We start from the raw sequence: 24,613 nt of genomic DNA, 5'->3' as shown, positions 1-24,613 counted from the left end.
ATAATAACCATGAGGAATTGACCGAATCACGTCCGAAAGGTGATTATCTCATGGTTAAAGATAACAAGGGCAGGAAAACGACTCTGGATGAGCGAATAGCGATTGTGGAGCACTGTACTGCCAACGCCATGAACTATGCGCTTACAGCAAAGGAGTATGACTGTTCTTATGGCCAAGTCTATACTTGGGTAAAGAAATATGAAGAACGAGGTGTTGAAGGACTGTATGACCGCCGCGGCCGGAGCAAGCCGATGGAAGAACTGACCGAAACGGAAAGACTTCAAGCAGAAAACAGGCTGCTTAAAGCGCAGACCAAGCAACAGCAAATGGAGATCAACTTCTTAAAAAAACTCAATGCCGTCGAGAGGAGGTGACGCTGAAACGGACACGGCATCTGGATATCTATATCACAATAAAAGAGCTTATCGAGGAACATCCGGATTATCCTGTAAGTCGCTTGTGCAGACTCGGGCATATCACCAGGACTTCATACTACAAATGGAAAAGCAGGCCGGATAATGAAAATGACGTTCTTAACAAGCGTATAGCCGAAAAAGTGAATCAGATCCATGAGGAGCATCCGGATATGGGATACAGGCGTATTCGTGACACGCTGGAGCATGATTACGATATCCGTGTTAACGACAAGCGCGTTCTCCGTATATGCCGAAAAAAGAAGATCCGCTCCATCATAAAACATCGCTATAACTGCTGCACAAAACCGGCCTCTGATCCGGCATACATAGCAGAAAACATTTTGAACAGGGAATTCCATTCTGACAAACTGAATGAAAAATGGGTTACAGACGTCAGTGAATTCAAATATGGCACCGGTGAAGATGAGAGGAAAGGGAAGATTTATCTGAGTGTTATACTGGATCTGTGCGACAGGCGACCAGTTGCTTATGTTTATGGCAATCACAATGATAATTCGCTTGTATTCACAACGTTTAATAAGGCTATAGAGAGCGCTCCAGGAGCAACCCCTATTTTTCATAGTGACAGAGGATACCAATACACATCAAAAGAGTTCCGACAGAAAGTCGTGGACGCAGGGATGACTCAAAGCATGTCAAGAGTGGCGCACTGTATTGATAACGGGCCTATGGAAGGCTTCTGGGGAATCATGAAACGTGAAATGTACTATGGGCGTAAGTTCAGAACGAAAGAAGAACTTCTTAAAGCAATTGAAAAATATATGACCTATTATACGGGCAAACGTGTACAGAGAAAACTGAAAGTCATGACCCCAATGGAATACCATGAAATAAAACTGTTGGGGACAGCATGAAAACTGCCCGGCATTAATGCCGGACAGGAAAACTTTTTTGTTTTTCAATTGTCTACTTGACGGGATGCACACCAAAACGCTTGGTTCTCAGCCTCAAAAGTATTATTCAAACTCAATCGTTCCCGGCGGCTTGGAGGTGATGTCATAGAATACCCGATTGACATGATTCACCTCATTGATAATGCGTGTCGTCACCTTCTTCAGCACGTCATAGGGAATCTCAACCACATCCGCAGTCATGAAATCCACGGTATTGACGGCGCGAAGGGCGATGGCGTAATCATAGGTTCGCTCATCTCCCATGACGCCGACGGACCTCATATTGGTCAGGGCCGCGAAATACTGACCGGCTGTCTTATTCAGGCCTGCCCGCTCCATCTCCTCCCGGTAGATAGCATCCGCCTCCTGCACAATCCTGACCTTCTCCTCAGTGATAGTCCCGATGATACGGATGCCAAGGCCGGGACCCGGGAAGGGCTGACGCATGACCAGTTCCTCGGGAATACCGAGATGAAGACCGACCTTGCGGACTTCATCCTTGAAGAGGTCACGAAGGGGTTCGACAATCTCCTTGAAATCGACATAGTCCGGCAGGCCTCCCACATTGTGGTGAGATTTGATAGTTGCGGACTCGCCGCCCAGACCGGACTCCACCACATCGGGATAAATGGTCCCTTGCACCAGATAGTCCACCTGGCCGATCTTCTTGGCCTCTGCCTCAAAGACACGGATGAACTCCTCGCCGATGATCTTGCGCTTTCTCTCCGGTTCCTCGACACCTGCCAGTTTCTCGTAGAAGCGGTCCTGAGCGTTGACGCGGACGAAGTTGAGCTCATAGGGGCCCTTCGGTCCGAAGACCGCCTCGACCTGGTCTCCCTCATCCTTGCGCAAGAGCCCATGGTCGACGAAGACACAGGTTAATTGCCTGCCGATGGCCTTGGACAAAAGAACCGCTGCGACAGAGGAGTCGACGCCGCCGGAGAGTCCGCAGAGGACCTTGCCGTCGCCGATCTTCCTTCGCAGAGACGCAATGGTCTGATCCGCAAAATCATCCATTCGCCAGTCCCCGGAACAGCCGCAGATCCTGAGAACAAAGTTGGCCAGCATCTGCCTGCCATATTCGGAGTGAAGCACCTCCGGATGAAACTGGAATCCATAGAGCTTCTGATCCTCCCTGGCAAATGCCGCGTTGGGGCAGTTGTCCGTGTGGGCGATGACAGAGAATCCGGGGGCCAGTTTCGTCACATAGTCATTGTGGCTCATCCAGACCACTGACTCTTTCGGCACTTCCGCAAAGAGAGGGTTCTTCGTCTGGTCCAGAGCCATGTGGGTCTTTCCGAACTCCTTCTCATTGGCCCGCTCTACCTTACCGCCCAGAATATGCATCATGAGCTGAGCGCCATAGCAGAGTCCGAGAATGGGAATCCCCCACTCAAAGAGTTCCCTGGGGGCGCTGGCCGCATTTTTCTCATAGACACTGTTAGGGCCGCCGGTCAGGATGATCCCCTTGGGATTCATCTTTTTAATCTGCTCCAGAGGCGTCTTATAAGAATATATCTCACAGTAGACATTGTTCTCTCGGACACGGCGGGCCACCAGCTGATTGTACTGGCCGCCGTAGTCGATTACGATAACGCGTTCCGGCATATTTCTTTCCTTTCTTGACCTAAGGTGACCAGAGGAATAAACCTCGATCAATTCTGTAAAAGAGCTCTCGCCTTATCGACTGAGAATCTCAGATCATTGTAACCCTGTGTTAAACACCCTCTCTGTCCCAATCAAAGGCCAACATCCCAAATATCTTTTTCTGCCATCGCCAAAGCCAGGATCTCAGGCATTTCTTTCCAACCCGGCCCCGGACACCGGACATCGGACAGATAAGTCTCACACCGGTATGCAGTCATCCCGAGTCAATCTGAACTACCTTCCATCTTCCATTCTCCGATAGGAATTTCTAAGCCCGATGGCATTTCTCCAGAGCCTTGGATAGAACAGAAGGAGCATGGGCCAGATCTCCAGGCGGCCGGCCAGCATGTCAAACATCAGGATGAATTTGCTGACCGGCTGCATCCATCCAAAATTGGCCGTGGGCCCTACCAGAGACAGACCGGGCCCGATATTGTTGAAGGTGGCCGCGACCGAGGTGAAGGCCGTGACCAGATCCGTGTTCTCAATCGCGCAGATTCCCAAAAGAGAAGCCAAAAAGATCACGATGTAGACCGCCAGATATATATTGACAGACCGCATGGTGTCATGCTCCACCGGATGTCGGTCCATATAGACCTTCTCCACATTCCTGGGATGCAGGTAGAGGTGCATCTCCTTCTTGATGGACTTAAAGAGGATCCATATGCGGGAGACCTTGATTCCGCCTCCGGTCGATCCGGCACATGCTCCGATGAACATGAGCAGAACTAAAATCGCCTGAGAGAGCTTGGGCCAGAGGTCAAAGTCCGTTGTGGAATATCCTGTTGTCGTGATAATGGATCCCACCTGGAAGGCCGATTTCGTCAGAGCATCGAAGAAACCGGCTGTCATAGGAAGAATATTGACAGTGACCACGAGAACCGCCAGCAGAACAATTCCCAGATAGACCCGCACTTCTTCCATGGCCAGAGCCTTTCTGGCCTTCTTATCCGCCAGAAAGTAGTAGAAATTGAAGTTGATTCCGAAGAGAATCATAAAAATCGTAATGATCCACTGGGACAGGACATGGTAGCTTCCCACAGAGGAATTCAGGATCCCGAAACCGCCGGTTCCGGCCGTACCCAGGGACAGGCAAATGGCATCAAAAACAGGCATACGGGAGAGAACCAAAAGAATGATCTGCGCAAGGGTTAAGACCGCATAGATAATGTAGAGCAGTCCCGCGGACTGGCGCATTTTCGGCATGGTCTTGTCCACCTCCGGTCCCGGGCTCTCCGCCCGCATCAGGTTGATGGGAGAACCGCCCACCATGGGGATGATTGCCAGCATGAAGACCAGGATTCCCATACCGCCTACCCAATGGGTGAAGCTTCTCCAGAAAAGTGAAGTATGTGACAGGGCTTCCACATCACTCAGGATCGAGGATCCGGTTGTTGTAAATCCGGAAATCGTCTCAAAAAGAGCGTTGGTATAATCCGGGATCTCTCCGGTGATAACGAAGGGGAGCGCTCCGATCGCGGAGAGGACAAGCCAGCTTAGAGCCGTTGTAATGCAGCCCTCCTTCAGGTAAAAGGTATTGTTCTGAGGTCTTCTCATACCTAAGAAACTGCCCAGTAAAATACAGATCAGCCCCAGACCCGCATAGATAACCCCCTGCTGTTCCCGGTAAATCAGAGCTACCAGACAGGGTAAAAAAAGAAGGAGCCCTTCTATCCGCACAATATGGCTGAGGACATAGCGAATCATTGAACCATTCATTACATCATGCCCCCTTATGCCAAGATATCACAGATTTCCGTGTAGCCGACATTGGTCGTAATAATCATGACCGTGTCTCCTGCATGGATCATATCATCTCCGGATGGAAAAATCAGATGTCCCTTATGATTGATAAAGCAGACCAGAGTATTGGGCTGCAGTTGAAGATCGCGCAGAGGAATATTGGTGATGCGCTTATCGTCATCGACCCGGAACTCCAGGGCCTCCACCCGGTTGTCAAAAAGATGATAGAGGGTCTCTATGTTGGATGTGCCGGAAGCCCTCTTGGCCCTGACATAAGCGATAATCGCGTCGGAAGTCAGATAGCGGGGACTTAAGACAGATCCCAGATCCAGATCCTCGACCACCGCATCGAAGGTAGTCCGGTTGATCTTCGTGACCACCTTGGCCCTGGTCTCCTTCCTGGCATGAAGAGTGAGCATGATATTCTCCTCATCCATCCCGGTCAGGGGGACAAATGCCTCCGTTCCCCTTAATTGCTCCTCAAGAAGAAGGTCCTCATCCGTTCCGTCTCCGTGAATAATGACGGCCTCGGGAAGAAGTTCTGTCAGCTCGTTGCAGCGGTCCAGATCCTTCTCGATAATCTTGACCTCAATGCCCATATTGAGCAGCTGCGAAGCAAGGTAATAGGCTGCTCTTCCTCCCCCTACGATCATGCAGTTGCGAATGGGCTTGTTCTCCACGCCAACGCTCTTCATGAAGCTCCTCGCACCCCTGGGAGAAGCTACGAAGGTCAGGGTGTCTCCCGCAGACATGATGGTATCGCCTCTGGGAATCATCACATCCCCGTGGCGCTCAACTGCTCCCAGAACAACATTTCCCAGGTGATTCTTTCCGAAATCAGCCAGCGACTGCCCGTCCAGGGAGGAGCCTGCCGGAATGCGCAGCTTGATCAATTCCGCCTGCCCGCGGGCGAAGGAGTTGACCTCCAGGGCGCTGGGCAGATAGAGAATGCGGGAGGCCTCCCTGGCCAGTTCCAGATCAGGATTGATCACCATGGCAAGTCCCAGACGCTCGCGAAGAAAAGCGATTTCCGCGGAGTACTCGGGAGAACGGACGCGGGCAATAGAGGCGACATCGGAAGACCTCTTTGCAATCGTACAACAGAGCAGATTGAGCTCGTCAGACCTGGTCACCGCGATAAAGAGATCCGCCTCCTGAATTCCCGCGTCATCCAGTTTTGAGAAAGAAGCTCCATTGCCGACAATTCCCATAATGTCCAGGCGGTTGGTCAGATCCTGCACCTTGTTGCGATTGGAATCAATAATCGTAATGTCATTGCCTTCCTTGGACAGCTGTTCCGCCAGGGTTGACCCCACCTTGCCGGCTCCGACAATGATAATCTTTAAAGCCGCCGCCTTGACGGCAATCTCCTGCATTTGATTTCGAAACATGGAACTATTTACTCCTGCCCTCTTCGGCGAGTACCTGTGTAATCTGTTGAACGGCACGCTTGACGGTAGCTTCAATACTAAGGCCATCCTCGTCAATGATAAGATCCGCATATCTCTCATAGAGCCGAGTCCGCTCCTCATAGAGATCCCGAAGGGTCTGCCCTGGCCGATGTACAACACCTCGTGCTTCCAGGCTCCCCAGACGGGCCTCAACTCCGGCATAAGACAACCGCAGGTAAACAACGTGCCCGATCTCTCTCAAATGAGCCATGGCATTTGCGCCATATACCGCGGACCCCCCGGTAGCAATGACCGCGTCCTCTGCCTGGAGGGAGGCAAGTATGCGGTCTTCGATCGCGTTAAATCCCTCGATGCCCTCCTCCGCAATCGTTTCCCTGAGAAGCTTTCCTGTCTTCTCCTGAATCACCAGATCCGTATCGACGAAGCGCTTTTTGAGCACCTTTGCCAAAATAACGCCGACGGTGCTCTTCCCGCAGCCCGGCATCCCGATTAAGACAATATTGCTTTTCGTCATTACTTGGTTCCGAAGATGCGGTCGCCGGCATCGCCGAGACCGGGGCAGATATAGGCGTCTTCATTCAGTTCGCGGTCTACGCAGCCGACATAAATCTGCACATCAGGATGCGCTTCATGCAGGCGCTTGATCCCCTCGGGAGCTGCCAAAATGCACATGAACTTGATCTTCTTCCCCCCGTGCTGCTTAATGAAATCAACGGCCTCAACGCCGGACCCGCCGGTAGCCAGCATGGGATCCACAACCAGAATTGTCCTCTGCTCAATGGGCGCCGGCAGCTTGCAGTAATACTCATGGGGCTCATGGGTCTTGGGATCTCTGTAAAGACCGATATGGCCCACCTTTGCCGTGGGAACCAGGGTCAGGACCCCGTCTACCATTCCAAGACCGGCCCTCAGGATGGGAACAATCGCCATCTTTTTACCGGAAATATAGGGTACCATAGCCTTCTCCAGGGGCGTCTCTACCTCCCTGTTCTCCATGGGCAGGTCCCGCAGGGCCTCGAATGCCTCCAGCATGGCGATCTCCCCGACCAGAGTGCGAAACTCATTGGTGCCGGTGTGGATATCGCGAAGCATGGAAATCTTATGCTTGATGAGGGGGTGATCCATGATAATTACATGATCCATATCTGCCATTTTCTAAGCCTCCAATTGCCTGTTGCATGTTCCAACAAATTTTAAGTTTAAGTGTCTTATAAGTCAATCTGTACTCCGCGCTGAATATTCCGCCACATCATTTCATTATTATAGTAACCCTATATCAGTCACTCTTCGCCCATGCGTGAGCATTCTGTCACATTATTATATAAATCAATCTTCGCCCCACCTGAGTCAGTCACATCATTTTGTGATTGTGACTTCTGCTCAAAATGCATATACTGTAGAAGATTTGGAATTCTTTCGGCCTCAGCTTATGAAAGGGGACACATTATGAACCAAAAAAGCGCTATCAAGGACGCAAGACAGCTGGGCATTCCCAAGATGCTCATCCTGGGTCTGCAACACATGTTTGCCATGTTCGGAGCCACCGTTCTGGTTCCCATCCTGGTCAACAACTATTTTCAGGGACAGGGGATGAGCGTGCAGGTCACCCTCTTTGCCGCCGGGGCAGGGACCCTGCTCTTCCACCTGATCACCAAGCGCAAGGTTCCAGCCTTCCTGGGCTCCTCCTTCGCCTTTCTGGGCGGTTATGCCGCTGTGGCAGCCTTAAATACCGGCATGTATGCCTCTATGCCCATGCACGAGAAACTGGCTTATGCCAACGGCGGCGTCGTTGTCGCCGGCCTTCTCTACCTGGTTCTGGCCGCTGTCATCAAGGTCGCAGGCGTCGAGAAGGTCATGCGCTTCCTTCCTCCCGTTGTCACAGGCCCGATCATCATCTGCATCGGCTTAAGCCTCGCCCCTTCCGCCATCAGCAACGCGTCCACCAACTGGCTTCTGGCCGTTATCGCCTTTCTTGTCGTCGTCTTCTTCGAGATCTGGGGACGGGGTATGTTCAAGATCATTCCCATCCTGATGGGAGTCGTCATCGCTTATTTCTTCGCTCTTGCTTTCAACGCCTTTGGCATGACCAATGCCGATGGCTCCGCCATTCTTGACTTTGCCAGGGTCAGCTCCGCCTCCCCTGTTGCCTTGCAGCCCTTTTACCTCTGCAAGTTCGATATCACAGCCATCCTGGTAATGGCCCCCATCGCCATTGCCTCCATGATGGAGCATATCGGCGATATATCCGCCATTTCCGCGACCGTCGGCCAGAATTTCATCACTGATCCCGGCCTAAACCGGACCCTGGTCGGCGACGGACTGGCCACCGCCTTCTCCGCCATCATCGGAGGTCCCGCCAACACCACCTACGGCGAGAACACCGGCGTGTTAGAGCTCTCCAAGGTACATGACCCAAAGGTCATCCGCCTCGCCGCCCTCTACGCCATTATCCTCTCCTTCTCCCCGAAGTTCGCTGAGGTAATCACCACCATGCCTGCCGCCATCATCGGAGGCATTTCCTTCATCCTCTACGGGATGATCTCTGCCATTGGCGTGAGAAATGTCGTCGAGAATCGGGTCGACTTCACCCGCACCAGAAACCTGATTATCGCGGCAGTGATCCTGGTGTCCGGTCTGGGCTTCTCCAGTGGCCTGACCTTCCAGGTCGGCAGCGCCCACATCACGCTTACCTCCCTGGCCATCGCCTCTATCCTCGGCATTGTCATGAACGCCATCCTCCCCGGCAATGACTACGTCTTCATGGAGGGCGATATGTCTGAGGTCAAGAATGACATCATGCTGGACGAAGAGAACCGGGAACACATCCGCTGATTCCTCTCTTATTCAGATTCATGAGCAGAGTTCCGCCAGCTTGGCATTGAGCGCGTCATTTCTGGCCCGCGCCCCGATATCATCACCCAGACTCTGCTCTAAGACGCTGATTTCCCCGCAGATATCCAGCCCAAGAAGACGGCGGCTGGCGTAACAGAAGGCGAGCAGTTCCTCTATTTCCCCGATACTCGTCACCCCCTGGCTCCAGTTGCAAAAGGCATCTCCAGGGCGCAGTACGTCCTTATCCAGGGAGATGTAGAGGGGACGTCCCTCCTGCTTTCCGTCCGGCCGCTTCCTCTCTTTTTCCCTTTGCCTGCCAGAGTTCTCTTCCTTCGCCTGTCTGCAGGACTCGACTTTGGAATCCGCCTTCAAATGCTCTCTTACGTCTTCCTCCACGACCAATTTCCATGGATCTCTTCTGGCGTCGAAGTCCCCCGGGGCTTGGGCGCCTTCTTTTATGGAATTTCCGTTATCATTTATGGAATTTCCCTTATCATTCACAGCCTGCCAGGAGCGCAGGAGGACAACGCGGGGGTCGACCGGCTCCTCTTGAGCGATCTGCCGGAGGAGAATGTCCTCGATTCCATATAGATAAAGCTTTTTCAGATGGGGCAGGCGATAAAGGGCCTCTCTGACCCAACCGCCGCAGGAAGTCACCTCCCCAAAGGAGGGTGCCTGCATATCCGGATGATTATCCAGGAGCAGGAGCTCGAAGTCCTCCTCAATTCTCTCTAAATAGAAGAGGCTCAAATAGTGATAGTTGCCTGAGTCCAAAAAGTGCACCGGTGTCTCATATGCATTGCTCTCCTCCAGACGTCTCTTGATCTCTATCTTGGCGCCCTCATCACAGTAGCAGTTGGTCCCGGGAATATCGGTCATGTCAAGGAAGTTGGCATTTGCCCCCAGACAGAACTCCTGGCCCTCATAGACACCGGACATACTCATGACTGTAAAATCTGCTGTCATTGTTCTCTCCCTGATTTTGTTGTCACCGCTCTCTTCTTGACTCCCACCCTGATCTTGTTGTCACCGCTCTCTACCCGATCTTGTTTGACATTATTTTCGGTCAGATTAAAATAAAAGTACAGAAAAAGCATTCTCGAAAGGGGGCATCTATGTATCCTGTAATTACCATTTCCCGTGAATTCGGCAGTGGCGGACACACGATTGGAAAGAAGGTCGCCGAGAAACTTGGGATCCCTTTTTACGACGGACAGATTGTCACCCGTGTCGCTCAGGACAGCGGCTATGCCGAGACCATGATTGAGGATCAGGGGGAGTATTCCAGTGGCAGCAACAACTGGTTTGACGTGTCTGCGGCCAGTGCTATGTACTTCCAGAGTCCTCAGGATGAGATCTTCCTGGCCCAGCGCAGAGTCATTTTAGACTACGCGGCCAAGGGCCCCTGCGTCATCGTCGGCCGCTGCTCCGACTACATTCTGCGCAACACCGATATCCGGTCTCTGAACGTCTTTATCCACTCCGATATGGAGCACCGGATCGAGCGGATCAAGGACCGCTATGAGGTGATTGAGAACGTCAATCCCAAGAAGCGGCTGGAGAAAAAAGACAAGCAGCGCAAGACCTACTATCGCTACTACACGGACCAGATCTGGGGTGACTATCACAACTACGATATCAATCTGGACAGCGGCAGCCTGGGCGAGGATAACTGCGTTAACATCATCTGCGATATGGCAAAGGCCATGGACAGGTAAAAGGCGTCTGTTCTACGTCTGCCCGGTCTCCTTCTCCCAGAATTCTGTCGCCTCCTCAAGCCAGCCCTGGGCCTGGGTTCCTATGCCCAGTCCGATCCCGTGCGGCAGGCGAAAGTACTTGTGATAGAGACAGGGGATATGTTTCTCCTCCAGGGCCTGGGCCATCACGTCCGCGTGATGGCTGGCCGGAGTCAACACGTCCATGGCCCCGGAGAACATATAGGTGGGCGGAAAACTCTCTGTGATCCACTTCTGCACGCACACAGAATCCCGCTTGGCCTTAGACTGCCTTATGCCAAAGTAATACAGGTTGGACCGCTCTGTGAAATAGAGCCCGATCAGTCCCTTCCATATGTTCCAATAGGGATGATCCATCCAGTGATTGATATTGGTCCAGGGATAGCCCATGATGATGGCTCCGGGTTTGGCTGTCCCATAGGCCTTCCATCCGTATTTCTCCGTTCCGTAGAGCCCCACCAGGTTCCCTCCGGCGGAGAATCCGATCAGGGCGTAATCCTCGGGATCCACATCAAATTGATCCGCGTGCTCTGTCACATAGGAGACCGCCCGGGCCAAATCCTGTGTCGGCGCATAGGAGCGGGCGGCAAAACCGGTTCGATATTCCAGGACAAAGCAGCTGTAACCCAGCTCGTTCAGGCGGGCCGCGATGGCATATCCCTCCTTGTCCGTACACAAGTGCGCGTATCCCCCGCCCGGACAAATGATGGCGAACTTGCGCCGATCTGATTTGCTGAATTTATTTATGCATTTTATCTCCTCAGCTGATTTATTCTTCGCCCCGGAGTTCTCGCTGTTTTCAGAAGTCACTCGGCGATTCTGTCGAATCCGGCTCTTGTCTTCCCAATCTTCTTCTGTATCTCTCAAAAAGACAGACAGGCGCACCTGTCCCAGCTTTCTCTCTCTGGCAATTTCATCTAAAGAGAAAAGGGGAAACTGCTGAAAGCGTCCCTGGCTCATAAGCGCTCTGATCCGCTTTCGCCCGCGCTCCGTGTCATTTCCCCTGCGGTTGATCCACTCCATGCGCAGCCCTGATCCCACTGTCAGGAGGGCTGATCCGGCCAGGTAAGTCAGGATGAGTTTTTTCAGTTTCCCCTGATTCCTCCATTGCATCAAGTTTCCCTCCTGCCTTCTGAGCGCTCAGACAAAAATATCTCCGATCTCGCTCCTCTGGGCTAAAAGTCCCGCCAAAGTCGCCTCTCCCCAGGAATAATTGCTCAGATAAGAGCCTGTAAAGAGACTCTTATGCTCCTGCTCCCCCTCCAGATACTCGTAGAGATCACAGGAAACGCGCTCGGGGACGATTCGCCGTTTTCCATCGACGCTCTCCACAATATCAGCAATTCCATACTCCTCCAGGAGATTCTTCAGGCGCAGGGCCACCTTCCGATAGCGGGAAAGTGTTACCGCTGTGACAAATTCATCCTCCCAGAGAAAGGAGACGGCCTCGTCTGAGGAGATAAAGCCTCCGCGTCGATCCACCAAAAGGGCCAGAAGCTCCTTGGATTTCTTGTTTCGAAATGCGATGGGCTTGCCGCCCACAAAGACGTCAAAATAACCGAAGGTGCGGATGAAAACCTCTGACGCTTCCCTATCCTGCCCCTTATCTATCGCGAGAGTCCCGTCATTGGCACTCTGCCGGTCCAAAGGGGCCGCGTCCTCTCCTGCCCTTCCTCTGCCTCCCGCAAATCCTCTTCCGGGCTCGTTCATACGATAGAGCATGATATAGCGGGGCTTCTTTCCGTCCTTGTCTCTCTGGGAGCAGATCGCCTTGATCCGCCGGTCCTCTCCCCGATTGAAGTCGAAGTAGGTAAACTCACCCTCGCCGTCCTCCAGAAGCTTCTCAAAATCCTCCAGAGACGCCTCGGAATAAATTGCCAGATCCTCCAGGGGGATTCCGTCCTCAACCAGCTTCATCCATCGCTCCTCGCTGACTCCGAAGAATTCCGCCACATTTTCAGAGGCATAGAGGGGGCGGACATAATTATTTGGCATGACCTCAAAGGCCGCCACCCCATCCGTGAAGTTCTGAATCAAGCCCTTCATATTCTTGCGCAGGCGCTCATTCTGGCTGACCAGGCTGGCCTTGGTCTCCTCGTCGGGGCTGCGGCGGACACAGAGGAAATTGCTGGTCTCGTTGAACTTGATAAAAATCGCCTTATACGGCGCCTTCCCCTCACTCCTGCCGTGAAAGCTGATCTGAGGAGGCAGTTCTCCCGGAAGGAGCATCTTCTCACGGGACTCTCTGAGCAGAAAGCTTCTGACCGCATCCTGATCCTCCTCCGCGACCGTCTGTCTCAGCCAGCGGTCAGCGGCGTCTGTGGTCTGCATGGCGATATTCTCGAAGCTCGTAAAGGCGGAACCCGGACCGGAGTGCAGGCAGGTCACGGTGTTCTCACTCAGATCATACTTGAAGATCTCCTCGTAGACATCGGAGAGGGCGCGCAGATAGCGGATATCCTCCTGCTTTCTCTTGCGGCGATATTGCGCCGTGATATCCATGCAAACAGACTGAAACTCCTCGGTTCCATCAGCTAAATGGATCCTGGTGACCCAGCCATAGACCCGGATCCTGCTGCCGTCAGGGGCCAGGAGGGTCATCTCCCCCGCCACCGGGCTGTTGAGGCGGCGAACCAGATTCAGATAGGAGGAGAAGCGCTTCCTTTCCTTCATGGGAACCGTCAGCAGAATGTCATTCATATAAGGGGCGACTTCTTTCCTTAAGCTCCTGTCGTCCGGATCAATATGCATTATCTCTAACATACGGCGATTCACATAGGTCACCCTAGGCTGTTTCTCGCAGGTGTACTTGAGGAAGCCGCAGGGTATGGTCTCATTGAGAAAGCGCAGATCCTCGTTTGCCCGCATGAGATCTGAAATATCCGTGATGAAAGCCTCTCCCCTGATTTTGCCCTCTCTCTCGCAGGTCCACAGGCTTTCGCGGACATAATGGGTCTGTCCGGTATCTGTAATCAGGCGATAGTCCAAATGAAGCATTCGACCCGGCATTTGCCCTGCCCTGGCCAGAAAGTCCTGATACTTAGCCAGGTCCTCCGGGAAAATACCTGTCCGCGCAAGGGCCTCCTCCTGCTCCAGGACCCTCACATGGTCAAGAGTTTTCTCTTTTGAAGTCAAATCTGAACTCAGATCTGAGTTCAGATCGATTGAATAAACCCGATCGGGGTTTCCCTTGATCGAGTCATCCCGGTCAGGTATAGCTTTCATTTCCTCTTTGTCTCCCGAAAACAAGTAGCTTCGAGATCCGCTGATCTCCTTCATCTTCTGATCGCATTGACCCTGCCCCTGTAAATCCGGCATTCAAATCTCCCATTCAAACCGCCTGTGTTCTCCCTTACTTTAACACAAATCTCATATACGGATCATCCTGTCAATCGGGCAACAGCTGACCAGCATTCGCTGACAATGCAGGAAATCATCAAAAAACTGGATTCTTATGATGTTTCTGCGGACAGGATCAAGCATTATCGTGTGGATAAGATGAAAGATCTGTACGTTGTCGATGCTGTGCATGAGGGACAGGAAACCTTCAAAAGCTTCAATATGGCAAAGTCGTTTGTCAAATACAGAATGAAGTGAGACGGCTGGCAGAACAATATCTGAAATGTTGAGATTAGGCCAATCCGTTTTGTTCCATAGTCTGATTGAGTTTACTGATCGTTTTCATTGATCAAATATTTTTCTTATCCTGCGCCTGCTGCCCGATCCCGCGAAATCGCATATAGCGATGATTCAGCAAATCCGGATCCGCTTCCAGGCGCTTGATCTCCTCCAGAAGAGCCCTCTTCATCCTCGCATAGAATTTATCGCTGCCGAGCTCCCTCTCTAAAATAATGCGGTCCGCAACGCCCAGATCTCTGGCGTCCTCTGCGGTCAGACGCAGGTTTGCCGCCGCCTGGTCGGCCCGCTTGGCATCCTTCCAGAGGATGGAAGCGCAGCCTTCAGGAGAGATGGCGGAATAATAGCTATTCTGCAGCATCCAGACCCGGTCTGCCAGTCCCAGACCCAGTGCGCCGCCGGAACCGCCCTCGCCGATCAAAACAGAGATGATCGGGACAGACAGGGTGGACATTTCCATCATGTTTTCGGCGATTGCCAGCCCCTGGCCGCGCTCTTCGGCTCCAATCCCGCAGAAGGCTCCGGCGGTATCGATCAGACAGATGACTGGTCGTCCGAACTTCTCCGCCTGTTTCATGAGACGAAGGGCCTTGCGGTATCCCTCCGGCTTCGGGCCTCCGAAGTTGCGGAACTTACGCTCTTTCAGATTGTGCCCTTTCTCAATGGCGACCACGGTTACCGGCTGCTCCCCCAGGAAACCGACACCACCGATAATGGCTGGATCATCGGCATACCTGCGGTCTCCGTGAAGCTCTATAAAGCTGTCCAGGAGCCCACCGATGTAATCCAGGCTGGTGGGGCGCCTGGCGTCTCTGGCCCTCCGCACGCGATCATATGGAGTTAAGCTCTCTTTTTTTGCCATTTTCTTCTCGCTTTTTCAATCCTGATTTCCAGCTGACTCCCGGGCATCTCCGGCCCCTGCAAGACTCTGAAATCAGCTTGTTCTCAACCCGGTCAGCCCGCCAACATTTCCCCGCATCGCTTTCCTCTCGATGAGATTTCATGTTCTCTCTGCACTCTTCTCTGCGCTTTCCTCTGCACTCTTCTTTGCCTCGACTCCACACCCGTGCATCAAAAGGATCTGCGCCAGTCCCTCTCTCTGCTCTCTTCGGTCCATGATGGCATCGCAGAAACCGTGCTCTAAGAGGAAATCCGCCCTCTGAAAGCCCTGAGGCAGACGTTTTCTGGTGGTCTGCTCAATGACGCGGGCTCCGGCGAAACCGACCAGAGCGTCCGGCTCGGACAGGATCAAATCTCCCTCCATTGCAAAAGAAGCGGTCACTCCTCCTGTAGTGGGATCCGTCAGAACTGTGACATAGAGGAGTCCCGCGTCGGAGTGCCACTTGACTGCTGCCGAAGTCTTGGCCATCTGCATAAGAGAGAGAAGCCCCTCCTGCATACGGGCTCCTCCGGAGGCCGTAAAGCCTATGACTGGCAGGTGCTGCCGAATCGCATACTCAAAGAGACGGGTGATCTTCTCACCCACAATAGACCCCATAGACCCCATCATGAAATAGGGATCCATGGCAAAGACAGCCGTGAAAATTCCCTTAATCCTGCCAACTCCCGTGATAACCGCTTCCGTCTCCCCGGTGTCTGCCCTCACCTTCTCCAGTTTCTCGTCATAACCCTCAAAGGCAAGGGGATTCTCTGAAATCAGATTCCCATAGAGTTCCCGAAAGCTCCCCTTGTCCAAGAGCAGACGCAGACGGGCTCTGGCTCTGAGGCGAAAATGATGGCCACAGGGACAGACCTGCTCGTTTTCCTGCAGGACAGAGAGCGGAATCTCCTTGTGACAATTAGGACATTTCCTGACTGCTTCACCGCTGTCTCCCTCTGCCTCATAGGCCGTTCTCCCTCCAAACTCCAGTGTGTTTTTCGGTTTTCTAAAATGCAGAGCCATACTTTATCTCATTTCCTTATATCAGCTGATATTCCCTTGTCTGCGCCATGTTCCCATCAAAGGAAACAATCCACATGATCTTACGCATCACTTTCCTGTCATAAGAGGCCATTTGCATCGTCTCTCACCCATGGGTTCAAGGCATCAGTTTCTTCAGTTTACTTGTTCCCGAGGAAGGTCAGATCATAATTTCCTGAAGTAAAGCGCTCATCCTCGACAATCTTGAGCTGCTCGTTTACGTTGCTTGGGATCCCGTCAATCACCAGTTCACAGAGAGCCGCCCGCATCTTGCGCAGGGCCTCCTCCCGGCTTCCCGCATAGACAACCAGTTTGCCCATGAGGGAGTCGTAGTAGGGAGACATGGTCATTCCCTGAATCAGGCAAGTATCAAAACGAACATTGAGTCCTCCGGGCACATGCAGCATATTCAGCCGTCCGATCCCCCTGGCATTGATACGGCATTCCATGGAAGAACCCGTCAAACGTACCTGCTCCTGGTCAAAATCCAGTGGGATGCCTGCTGCAATGCGGATCTGCCACTTGACGATGTCGACAGAGGTCAGCATCTCGGTCACGCAGTGCTCTACCTGCAGACGCAGATTCATCTCCATGAACCAGAAGCTGCCCTTTGCGTCATAGAGGAACTCCATGGTGCCGGCGCCCACATAACCGATCTTCTTGGCCGCCCTGGTGACCAGCCTGATCATCTTTGCCCTCTGCTTATCAGAGACAGCCGGGGATGGGGTCTCCTCCAGAAGCTTCTGGTTGCGGCGCTGCAGGGAGCAGTCCCTCTCTCCCAGACAGACCACATGCCCCTGCTCATCAGCTAAGATCTGAAGCTCAATATGACGGGCCGGGAAAATATATTTCTCCAAATAGAGGGCCCCGTCGCCGAAAGCTGTGACCGCTTCCTGGGTGGCCTCAGGGAAGGCGCGGGTCAGTTCCTCATCACTTCGGATCAGGCGAATGCCTCTTCCACCGCCTCCAGAACAGGCCTTAAGCATCACCGGATAGCCGATCTTATTGGCCAAAGTGATGGCCTCGGCCAGAGTCGGCACTGCCTCGGTCCCGGGGATAACCGGAAGACCGGCATCGTCTACCAACTCTTTTAAAATGGCCTTGTCGGCGAACTTCTCCATGGACTCCGGATCCGGGCCGATAAAGACAATGCCGTTCTCCCGGCAAAGTCCGGCGAAATGGGCATTTTCTGAGAGAAAGCCATATCCCGGATGTATGGCCTGGGCACCGGTCATAAGGGCAGCCGATATGATCTGGCTCTCATTCAGATAGGACTCCGTCGCTTCGGGCCCGCCGATGCAGACAGCCTGGTCTGCCAGAGCCACATGGAAGGCCTCCCGGTCTGCCGTAGAGTAGACCGCGACCGTTGCGATCCCCATCTCCTTGCAGGCGCGGATGATTCGCACCGCGATCTCACCGCGGTTGGCAATCAGGATCTTCGAAAACATCAGACGCCTCCTGTGATGGCAAAAGAAAAATCCGCGGAAACGCAGAGGCGGTCTTCCACCTTGATGGTTCCGCTGCAGAAGTAGAACATTCCTCTGGATCTGGTGACATGGCATTTGGCCGTGACTCGATCACCGGGCCTGACCGGAGCGCGGAACCTGACATTGTTCAGTCCCGTGTAAACCGGCAGTTTGCCTTCTTTTAAGCCCTCTTTCATGAGAACACAGGCCGACTGGGCCAGGATCTCGCAGAGAATCACGCCGGGCACGATGGGATTTCCCGGGAAATGCCCCTTTAGGAAAAACTCGTCCCCGGTCACATGGTAATGAGCGACGGCTTCCCCATCGATCAGCTCCGCGTCATCCAGCAGAAGCATATGGTCCCTGTGAGGGATCATCTCCATAATTTCTTGACGATTCATAATCACTCCATGACAAAAAGCGCTGTTCCATATTCAACCAGCTGTCCATTGGAGGCGCAGATTTGTTTGATCACCCCGTCCTCCTCTGCGGTCACCTCGTTGAGCAGTTTCATGGCTTCGACGATGCAGAGTGTCTGTCCCTTTTTGACATGATCTCCAACGGCAACGAAGGGCTTGCCGTTCTCCTCCGCCGCCGCATAGAAAATACCTACCAGAGGAGAAGTGATCGTCTTGCCTGCGGATGCAGCCGCATCCGCTCCCTCTTTCTTCTGCATTTTCCCTGTATCACAAGCTGCCGGGTCACCGACAGTGCCAGCCGAAGGAAGGACGGAAACAAGCTCGCTGCCGCGCTCTAATCGAACTTTTGTCTCATCATTGGTGATCTCAAGACCGGTCAGATCCAATTCCTTCATCAGACCGGCATACTTTCTGATTTCCTTCTCGTTCATCTTATTTCACCTTTCTGAATGCCAGGCAGACATTATGGCCTCCAAAACCAAGAGAGTTGGATAGAGCCAGGGTCAGATTCTCCTGCAAAGCCTGGCCTGCGACATAATTGAGATCACAGTTCTCGTCCTGCTCCATCAGGTTAATAGTAGGAGGAACGATTCCCTCCTCCAGGGCGAAGAGAGAGGCCAATGCCTCCACAGCACCGGCGGCCCCCAACATGTGGCCCGTCATGGATTTGGTAGAGGAGACCCAGGGCTTTCTGGCATTTGCGTCGCCAAATGCCGCGTGAACCGCCTTGCACTCCACCAGATCATTCATAGGGGTTCCGGTGCCGTGCGCGTTGAGATAGACATGATCTGCCTCCGTATAATCCGCCTCTCGCATGGCATCCTCCATTGCCTTGGCAGCGCCGCGGGCATTGGGCTCCGGGGAAGTGATATGGTAGGCGTCACAGGTGGTTCCATATCCACAGATCTCACCGTAGATTCTTGCTCCGCGGGCTCTGGCGTGCTCATATTCCTCAAGCACCAGTGATACCGCACCCTCTCCTATGACAAAACCATTGCGCCGCTTATCAAATGGCAGAGAGGCTGCATTGGGATCCGTGGAAGTGGACAGAGCCTTCATATTGGCAAAACCAGCAACAGATGACGGGCAGACAGCCGCCTCGGTTCCACCTGTGATGACAGCATCGGCATAGCCATGACGAATCAGGCGCATGGCCTCTCCGATCGCGTTAGAGGCTGAAGCACAGGCAGTCACTGCCGGCATGGCCGTCCCTCTGCAGTCGTGGCGGATGGCAATCATACCGGCTGCCATATTGCAGATCATCATAGGAACAAAGAGGGCGGAGACACGCCTGGGGCCTCGCTCCATAAGATTTCTGTGCTCCCTCTCGAAGGTCTCGATGCCGCCGATTCCGGTTCCGAAGAGAACAGAGAACCTGTCAGGATTGACCTTGCCCTCGATTGCGGAATCCTCTGCCGCCTGCTGGGCCGCGGCCACGGCGAACTGGGTGAAGCGATCCGTTCTCAAGATCTCCTGCTTCTCTAGATACTGTCCGGGGTCAAAATCCTTAACCTCTGCGGCCAAAGTCGCCTTGAAGCCTTCCGGGTCGAACTGGGTGATCCTGGCAATACCATTCTTACCTGCCTTCATGGCCTCCCAGGTCTCGCTGACACTGTTTCCCAGAGGGGTGATGGCTCCCATCCCGGTTACTGCCACTCTTCTATCTTCGCTCATTGCTTCCTCCAAAATATCTTCAACTGATCTGTCTCTTCTGTCTCCGTGATGATCACGGATTGCTCCGCGCTTCGCGCTCTCGCAATCCTCCCTACATTCGCATTCCCGCCCTGCTTCGCATGGCTTCATGCTCATGTAGGGCACGTCTCGAATCATGAGCACCTGAGCACGCAAGCGTGTCATGCGCAGGAAAATTTCAACGATTCTGTCTCCGTGATGATCACGGATTGCTCCGCACTTCGCGCTCTCGCAATCCTCCCTACATTCACATTCTCGCCCTGCTTCGCATGGCTTCATGCTCATGTAGGGCACGTCTCGAATCATGAGCACCTGAGCACGCAAGCGTGTCATGCGCTCATGATTCTTTCCGCTTGATCATCACATCCCGATTCCGCCGTCGACACGCAGTACTTCTCCTGTGACATAGAGAGCGTTAAGCAGATAGGACACGGCGTCCGCCACATCCTGAGGCCTTCCCATCCGCCCCATAGGAATCATCTGTACCATAGGATTCTCTTTCTGATCCCGTGTCATATCTGTGGCGATGAAACCCGGGGCAACTGCATTACAGCGAATCCCTTTCGCTGCCAGCTCCTTGGCCACCGTCTTGGTCAGGCCGATCAGTCCCGCCTTAGAGGCCGCATAGTTTGCCTGACCGGGATTTCCCATCAAACCCGTGACAGAACTGACATTGACAATGGCTCCTTCTCTCTGGCGCAGGAAAAGACCGGATGCATGTCGGATCATGTTAAAAGCGCCCTTGAGATTGGTATCCACAACCGCGTCGAAATCCTCTTCCTTCATGCAAAGAATCAATCCGTCTCTCGTAATCCCCGCATTATTCACCAGAATCTGAAAGCCTTCGAAGTCCTCTCTGACCCTGCTTACCAGTTCTTTGGCAGCAGCGAAGTCCGCCACATCACACTGATAAGCTCTGGCCTTTACGCCGTAGTTTTCCTGGCAGAAATCACAAACCGCCTGAGCCTTGTCGGCATTTCCTGCATAGACGGCCGCGATATTGGCCCCTTCCGAGGCCAGTCTTTTGGCAATGGCCTCCCCCAGTCCTCTGGAAGCTCCTGTCACAAGAGCCGTCTTCTCCTTGATCATGCATTCTCCTCCAGCATCTCCCGATAGGGAACCGCCTTGACATCAGCGGAAATTCTATGAATCATGTTGGTCAGCGTTCTTCCAGGGCCAATCTCCACGAAGGTGTCAACACCCGATTCCATCATATTGCGAACCAGCTGCTCCCAGCGAACAGGATTGCAGAGCTGGGACGAGAGAAGCTCAGTAACGTTCTCCCCGTAGGGTTGAGCTGTCACATCCGAATAGAGGGGAAGGACTCGCCGAACAGAATCCTGAACAAGCTCATTTTCTGCCTCTGCTCCAGTCCTTTTGTTCTCTAAAATCGCGGATGCACTGGCAGCCCGATTCCCCATTCTCCCTGTCGGATTCTTTAACAATTCCTCATCAATTGCGCTGGCAAAAGGCTCCCTGGCTCCCTCCATAAAAGGAGAGTGGAAAGCGCCGGCCACCTTAAGAGGCACAGCCCTTCCGCCATTCTCCCGAACCTCTGCCATAAATTTCCTCATCTGATCCGCCTGGCCCGCAACAGAAATCTGACCTGGACAGTTATAGTTAACGGGATAGACCTGGCCGAAATGTCCTGCCAACTCTTCCACTTTCTCGGAGGACAGCTTTAGGACAGCCACCATAGAGGTCCTGACCCTGTCGGCGCAAGCCTGCATGAGTTCCCCGCGCCTCATAACCAGCCGAAATCCCGCCTGAACAGAGTAATACCCGGCAAATGCCGCAGCGACAACCTCTCCCAACGAAAAGCCGGCGACGCAGTCGGCCTGCAGGCCTCTCTCGGCAAGGGCCTCGGCCGCCGCTAACTCCATGACATATAGACAGGGCTGTGTATTGCTGGTAACCCCCAAATCCTCGGCACTTCCCCCGAAGCACATAGCCGAGGTACCGGGCCGGATTTCATCACAGACAGCGAAGATTTTTTCTGCCGCTTCGGAAGTCTGCGCAAGATCTGCTCCCATACCGGGGTACTGATCCCCCTGTCCGGAAAAGACAAATGCTACTTTAGCCATGCGCTTGCTCCTTCCAGAACTTTCTCTGCGCCAGTTACCACATCGGTAATGATGTCGGCTGCCGGCTCTTCCCTCTTGACCATGGCTGCGATCTGTCCGCAGAGAAAGGATCCCTCATCGAGGTTGCCGTCCTGTACAGCCTTGCGCAGGGCGCCGGTACCCAGCGCTTCAAGCTGATCCTCAGGCAGATCGGAGAACTCTTTTTTGGCATATTCCCGGGCGAACTTGGTGCGAAGACTCCTGACGGGATGCCCCAGCTTCTTTCCTGTCACCATAGTACACAGGTCATTGGCCTTTAAGACTTGCTCCTTGTAGACAGGAGAAATGGTGCATTCTTCCGCAGAGAGAAAACGAGTCCCCATCTGTACGCCGCAGGCTCCCAGCATAATAGCGGCCGCAAAGCCCCGGCCATCGGCAATACCACCGGCTGCCAGAACAGGCAGGTCTGTGGCGTCCACAATCTGCGGAACTAATACCATCGTTGTCAATTCACCCACATGACCGCCGGACTCTCCCCCCTCAGCGATGAGAGCCGCGGCCCCGATGCGGGTCATAAGCCTGGCCATAGCCACAGAAGCGACGACGGGGACGACCTTAATGTCTGCTTCCTTCCAGGCCTTCATATACCTGGCGGGGTTGCCGGCGCCGGTGGTGACAACAGGTACTTCCTCCTCGATGACGAGCGCGGCAATGTCTGCCGCAAAGGGGCTCATCAGCATGATGTTGACGCCAAAGGGCTTATTCGTCAGTTCCCTGGCAATTTGAATTTGCTCGCGGACATAGTCTGCCGGAGCATTTCCCGCTGCAATGATGCCCAACCCACCGCCATTGGAGACGGCGGCGGCCAGCTTTCCATCTGCAATCCAGGCCATACCGCCCTGAAAGACGGGGTACTCGATGCCAAGAATCTGACAAATCTTAGACTGCTTCATGAACTCAACCCTTCTTGGACTGGATGAACTTATCAAGATCGGCGATCGTTGCAACCGGTTCTTCCAAGTCAATCTCAACACCGAGTTCATCCTCAAGACTCATAAGCAGATCAACCGTATCCAGTGAGTCAATCCCCAGATCTGCAAAAGTACTCTCCGGTTTGATGGTAGACGGATCCACACCGATGCGGTCGGCAACTACTTTAGCAATAACGTCGAAATACATGTTCAAATCCTCCATATGAAATCTGTTTTCGGTAAGATGACCACTAAATTCCTGACAGCTCATTTCCATATCAGCCGGGAAAGAGACGATCCTCTCGATGCAGGGTATTCCTCGCATTTTCACCAAACAGCCTCATCAGCGGTCAGTCTTTATCTTAGATATTCCCTGTTCCCCTCGTGCCCCTTTTCTGTTCCAAAAGCGTTCCAAAAGTAGGGCTATTCTGTGAAATTTGAACAGCTTTTTGATCTTATAACATTCCATTTACTCCCTCTCTTTCTTCCAAATATTCTGTCTTACAAGTCGCAGTTAGAGAAAAAAGGGTTGTATTTTAACCCAGTCTGGAAAAAGCGCAACAAAATAACCCTGCAAGTCATGGCAATGACTTGCAGGGCATTATGCAGGACGTATATCACGAATACTCTTTTACATTACACCTTCCTGTCTTATTTCATTCTTCTTTTCTTTCCGAACAAGATACTGATACCTGTCAGACTCAGAAGCAGAATACTTCCGTAAATCGGAAGGCTTCCCAGATCACTTGTCTTAGGTGCCTTGGAGGTCTGCCCTGTCTTTACCTTAACAACTGTATTCGGCTTATCCAGAGTCTTGGACTGCTCCGGTGTTTCGGGCTGCTCCGGTGTTTTGGGTTGCTCCGGATTCTTAGGCTGCTCCGGTGTCTTCGAATTGATCTCCGTATTGGTGATTAGAATCCTGTAACCAAGCTCACTGGAGTAACTGGTTTTGTAACCCTCTACGGGATCCTCTTCCACCTTGTAGTCGATCTCATGACCATCCACAGGATCATATCTGCGCAGACCGCCATCAATTACATATTTCCAGTTATTCGCCCTGCTCAGTGTTGCAGTCTGTTTCACCCGGCCATCCGCCAGCAGCCGAATGGTCGCGGAAGCGCCCTCTTTTCCGACCCATTTCTTAATTACTTCAAAGCCAACTTCCTCATTATTGGTATTGGTAATCACAAAACCTGACTTGGCATCCCCTGTAATCTTTGTATCATAGGTAGCCCCTTCATTCTCGTTATCTTCCAGTTGATAATAGGCTTCCTTCAGCTTGTAGGCAATCTCATGACCATCCTTCTCATCGTACTTAGGCACATTTTCAAAGACATGAGTCCAGCCATTATCCCTGATCAGGTCTACACTGCCTGCCTGCTTATCATCTCCCATCAATATAACATGAACTAGTCGAGCCTCTTTCCCAATCCATTTCTTGGTCACATGAACCGAAAAGGTCTCGACATTGGTATTCTTAATCTGAAAGCCGTCTTTGCTGTTCCCCAAAACGATACTCTTATAGCCGGGGATCGGCTCCTCTTCCACGGTGTATCTGATATACCCCGTATCATCCGTTTCAGGAATATCTTTAAAGCTGCTTTTCCATGAGTTCGCCTCATTCAGGACAAGTCTTCTGCCGGTATCCTTTCCATCGCCAAGAAGCTTAACTGTAGCAGAATCTTTCTTGGGTCCCACCCAGATCTTTTGAACATCTACAGAAGTTTTGTTCACAGCCTTTCTTG

At 52.8% G+C, this 24,613-nt stretch carries 23 protein-coding genes; 4 read left to right on the top strand and 19 right to left on the bottom strand.

The genetic code is table 11. The features are described 5' to 3' along the window. Positions 1-374: helix-turn-helix domain-containing protein (locus HMPREF1508_RS00405; RefSeq protein ID WP_044958394.1), on the top strand; the 374-nt coding region annotated here is incomplete at its 5' end. Further along, positions 371-1,291 (top strand): IS3 family transposase, encoded by a 921-nt coding sequence (locus HMPREF1508_RS00400; protein ID WP_006906085.1) that lies wholly within the window; start codon positions 371-373, stop codon positions 1,289-1,291. The genes HMPREF1508_RS00405 and HMPREF1508_RS00400, both read left to right, overlap by 4 nt. A 102-nt stretch (positions 1,292-1,393) precedes the next feature. Here the strand turns inward: HMPREF1508_RS00400 and guaA are convergent, their stop codons facing one another. The 5 genes from guaA to upp all read right to left on the bottom strand — a co-directional run bounded on the left by guaA (position 1,394) and on the right by upp (position 7,275). Beyond that, positions 1,394-2,938, bottom strand: coding sequence for a glutamine-hydrolyzing GMP synthase (gene guaA, locus HMPREF1508_RS00395; protein WP_044958391.1), 1,545 nt, complete (start codon positions 2,936-2,938; stop codon positions 1,394-1,396). 273 nt (positions 2,939-3,211) lie between these two features. Continuing rightward, positions 3,212-4,696, bottom strand: coding sequence for a TrkH family potassium uptake protein (locus HMPREF1508_RS00390; protein ID WP_044958390.1), 1,485 nt, complete (start codon positions 4,694-4,696; stop codon positions 3,212-3,214). A gap of 14 nt (positions 4,697-4,710) precedes the next feature. Continuing rightward, positions 4,711-6,111: a Trk system potassium transporter TrkA gene (trkA, locus tag HMPREF1508_RS00385; protein ID WP_006905334.1), complete on the bottom strand. Its 1,401-nt coding sequence runs from the start codon at positions 6,109-6,111 to the stop codon at positions 4,711-4,713. A 4-nt stretch (positions 6,112-6,115) separates the two neighbouring features. Further along, the gene (locus tag HMPREF1508_RS00380; RefSeq protein WP_044958387.1) at positions 6,116-6,646 is read right to left on the bottom strand and encodes a shikimate kinase; all 531 of its coding nucleotides are present in this window, start codon (positions 6,644-6,646) and stop codon (positions 6,116-6,118) included. Next, positions 6,646-7,275 carry a uracil phosphoribosyltransferase gene (gene upp / locus HMPREF1508_RS00375; RefSeq protein ID WP_044958410.1) on the bottom strand — a complete coding sequence of 210 codons (630 nt, stop codon included), beginning with the start codon at positions 7,273-7,275 and terminating at the stop codon, positions 6,646-6,648. The genes HMPREF1508_RS00380 and upp overlap by 1 nt, the downstream gene beginning before the upstream one ends. 303 nt (positions 7,276-7,578) lie before the next feature. Between upp and HMPREF1508_RS00370 the strand changes: the two genes are divergently transcribed. Beyond that, positions 7,579-8,964 (top strand): uracil-xanthine permease family protein, encoded by a 1,386-nt coding sequence (locus HMPREF1508_RS00370; RefSeq protein WP_044958385.1) that lies wholly within the window; start codon positions 7,579-7,581, stop codon positions 8,962-8,964. 18 nt (positions 8,965-8,982) lie between these two features. Here HMPREF1508_RS00370 and HMPREF1508_RS09530 read toward each other — a convergent pair whose 3' ends face one another. Further along, positions 8,983-9,930, bottom strand: coding sequence for a hypothetical protein (locus HMPREF1508_RS09530; RefSeq protein WP_049906771.1), 948 nt, complete (start codon positions 9,928-9,930; stop codon positions 8,983-8,985). Positions 9,931-10,079: 149 nt separating this feature from the next. Here HMPREF1508_RS09530 and HMPREF1508_RS00360 point away from each other — a divergent pair, with 149 nt between their 5' ends. Continuing rightward, the gene (locus HMPREF1508_RS00360; protein WP_044958382.1) at positions 10,080-10,682 is read left to right on the top strand and encodes a cytidylate kinase-like family protein; all 603 of its coding nucleotides are present in this window, start codon (positions 10,080-10,082) and stop codon (positions 10,680-10,682) included. A gap of 12 nt (positions 10,683-10,694) precedes the next feature. On the opposite strand, the gene HMPREF1508_RS09525 is transcribed toward HMPREF1508_RS00360, so the two are convergent. The 13 genes from HMPREF1508_RS09525 to HMPREF1508_RS00295 all read right to left on the bottom strand — a co-directional run bounded on the left by HMPREF1508_RS09525 (position 10,695) and on the right by HMPREF1508_RS00295 (position 24,602). Continuing rightward, complete coding sequence (locus tag HMPREF1508_RS09525) at positions 10,695-11,813, bottom strand: alpha/beta hydrolase (protein WP_049906769.1); 1,119 nt, start codon at positions 11,811-11,813, stop codon at positions 10,695-10,697. A gap of 27 nt (positions 11,814-11,840) precedes the next feature. Beyond that, positions 11,841-13,925 (bottom strand): hypothetical protein, encoded by a 2,085-nt coding sequence (locus HMPREF1508_RS09520; protein WP_156923143.1) that lies wholly within the window; start codon positions 13,923-13,925, stop codon positions 11,841-11,843. Between the two features lie 463 nt (positions 13,926-14,388). Beyond that, complete coding sequence (accA, locus tag HMPREF1508_RS00345; protein WP_044958380.1) at positions 14,389-15,198, bottom strand: acetyl-CoA carboxylase carboxyl transferase subunit alpha; 810 nt, start codon at positions 15,196-15,198, stop codon at positions 14,389-14,391. Between the two features lie 138 nt (positions 15,199-15,336). Next, positions 15,337-16,239, bottom strand: coding sequence for an acetyl-CoA carboxylase, carboxyltransferase subunit beta (gene accD, locus HMPREF1508_RS00340; RefSeq protein ID WP_084640134.1), 903 nt, complete (start codon positions 16,237-16,239; stop codon positions 15,337-15,339). 158 nt (positions 16,240-16,397) lie between these two features. Then, complete coding sequence (locus HMPREF1508_RS00335; protein ID WP_044958379.1) at positions 16,398-17,705, bottom strand: acetyl-CoA carboxylase biotin carboxylase subunit; 1,308 nt, start codon at positions 17,703-17,705, stop codon at positions 16,398-16,400. Then, entirely contained in the window at positions 17,705-18,124 is a 420-nt protein-coding gene (locus tag HMPREF1508_RS00330) for a 3-hydroxyacyl-ACP dehydratase FabZ family protein (protein WP_044958377.1), read from the bottom strand. The genes HMPREF1508_RS00335 and HMPREF1508_RS00330 overlap by 1 nt, the downstream gene beginning before the upstream one ends. 2 nt (positions 18,125-18,126) lie before the next feature. After that, the gene (gene accB, locus HMPREF1508_RS00325; protein WP_044958376.1) at positions 18,127-18,573 is read right to left on the bottom strand and encodes an acetyl-CoA carboxylase biotin carboxyl carrier protein; all 447 of its coding nucleotides are present in this window, start codon (positions 18,571-18,573) and stop codon (positions 18,127-18,129) included. Position 18,574: 1 nt separating this feature from the next. Beyond that, a complete protein-coding gene (fabF, locus tag HMPREF1508_RS00320) occupies positions 18,575-19,816 on the bottom strand; it encodes a beta-ketoacyl-ACP synthase II (protein ID WP_044958374.1) in 1,242 nt (413 codons plus the stop codon). A gap of 378 nt (positions 19,817-20,194) precedes the next feature. Next, positions 20,195-20,923 (bottom strand): beta-ketoacyl-ACP reductase, encoded by a 729-nt coding sequence (locus tag HMPREF1508_RS00315; RefSeq protein ID WP_044958372.1) that lies wholly within the window; start codon positions 20,921-20,923, stop codon positions 20,195-20,197. Next, a complete protein-coding gene (locus tag HMPREF1508_RS00310; RefSeq protein ID WP_044958370.1) occupies positions 20,920-21,918 on the bottom strand; it encodes an ACP S-malonyltransferase in 999 nt (332 codons plus the stop codon). The genes HMPREF1508_RS00315 and HMPREF1508_RS00310 overlap by 4 nt, the downstream gene beginning before the upstream one ends. Next, positions 21,906-22,850, bottom strand: a complete 945-nt coding sequence (fabK, locus tag HMPREF1508_RS00305; protein ID WP_006905353.1) for an enoyl-[acyl-carrier-protein] reductase FabK — start codon at positions 22,848-22,850, stop codon at positions 21,906-21,908. Before fabK ends, HMPREF1508_RS00310 begins: the two co-directional genes overlap by 13 nt. 4 nt (positions 22,851-22,854) lie before the next feature. After that, on the bottom strand, positions 22,855-23,076 hold the full coding sequence (locus HMPREF1508_RS00300) for an acyl carrier protein (RefSeq protein ID WP_049906773.1): 222 nt from the start codon (positions 23,074-23,076) through the stop codon (positions 22,855-22,857). Positions 23,077-23,519: 443 nt separating this feature from the next. Beyond that, a complete protein-coding gene (locus tag HMPREF1508_RS00295; RefSeq protein WP_044958364.1) occupies positions 23,520-24,602 on the bottom strand; it encodes a Cna B-type domain-containing protein in 1,083 nt (360 codons plus the stop codon). Positions 24,603-24,613 lie beyond the last annotated feature (11 nt).

The organism is Shuttleworthella sp. MSX8B, from assembly GCF_000524295.1.
Taxonomy (GTDB): Bacteria; Bacillota; Clostridia; order Lachnospirales; family Lachnospiraceae; genus Shuttleworthia; species Shuttleworthia satelles.
Note: the sequence above shows the minus strand (reverse complement) of the source record. Positions and strands in the feature narration are given on the sequence as shown.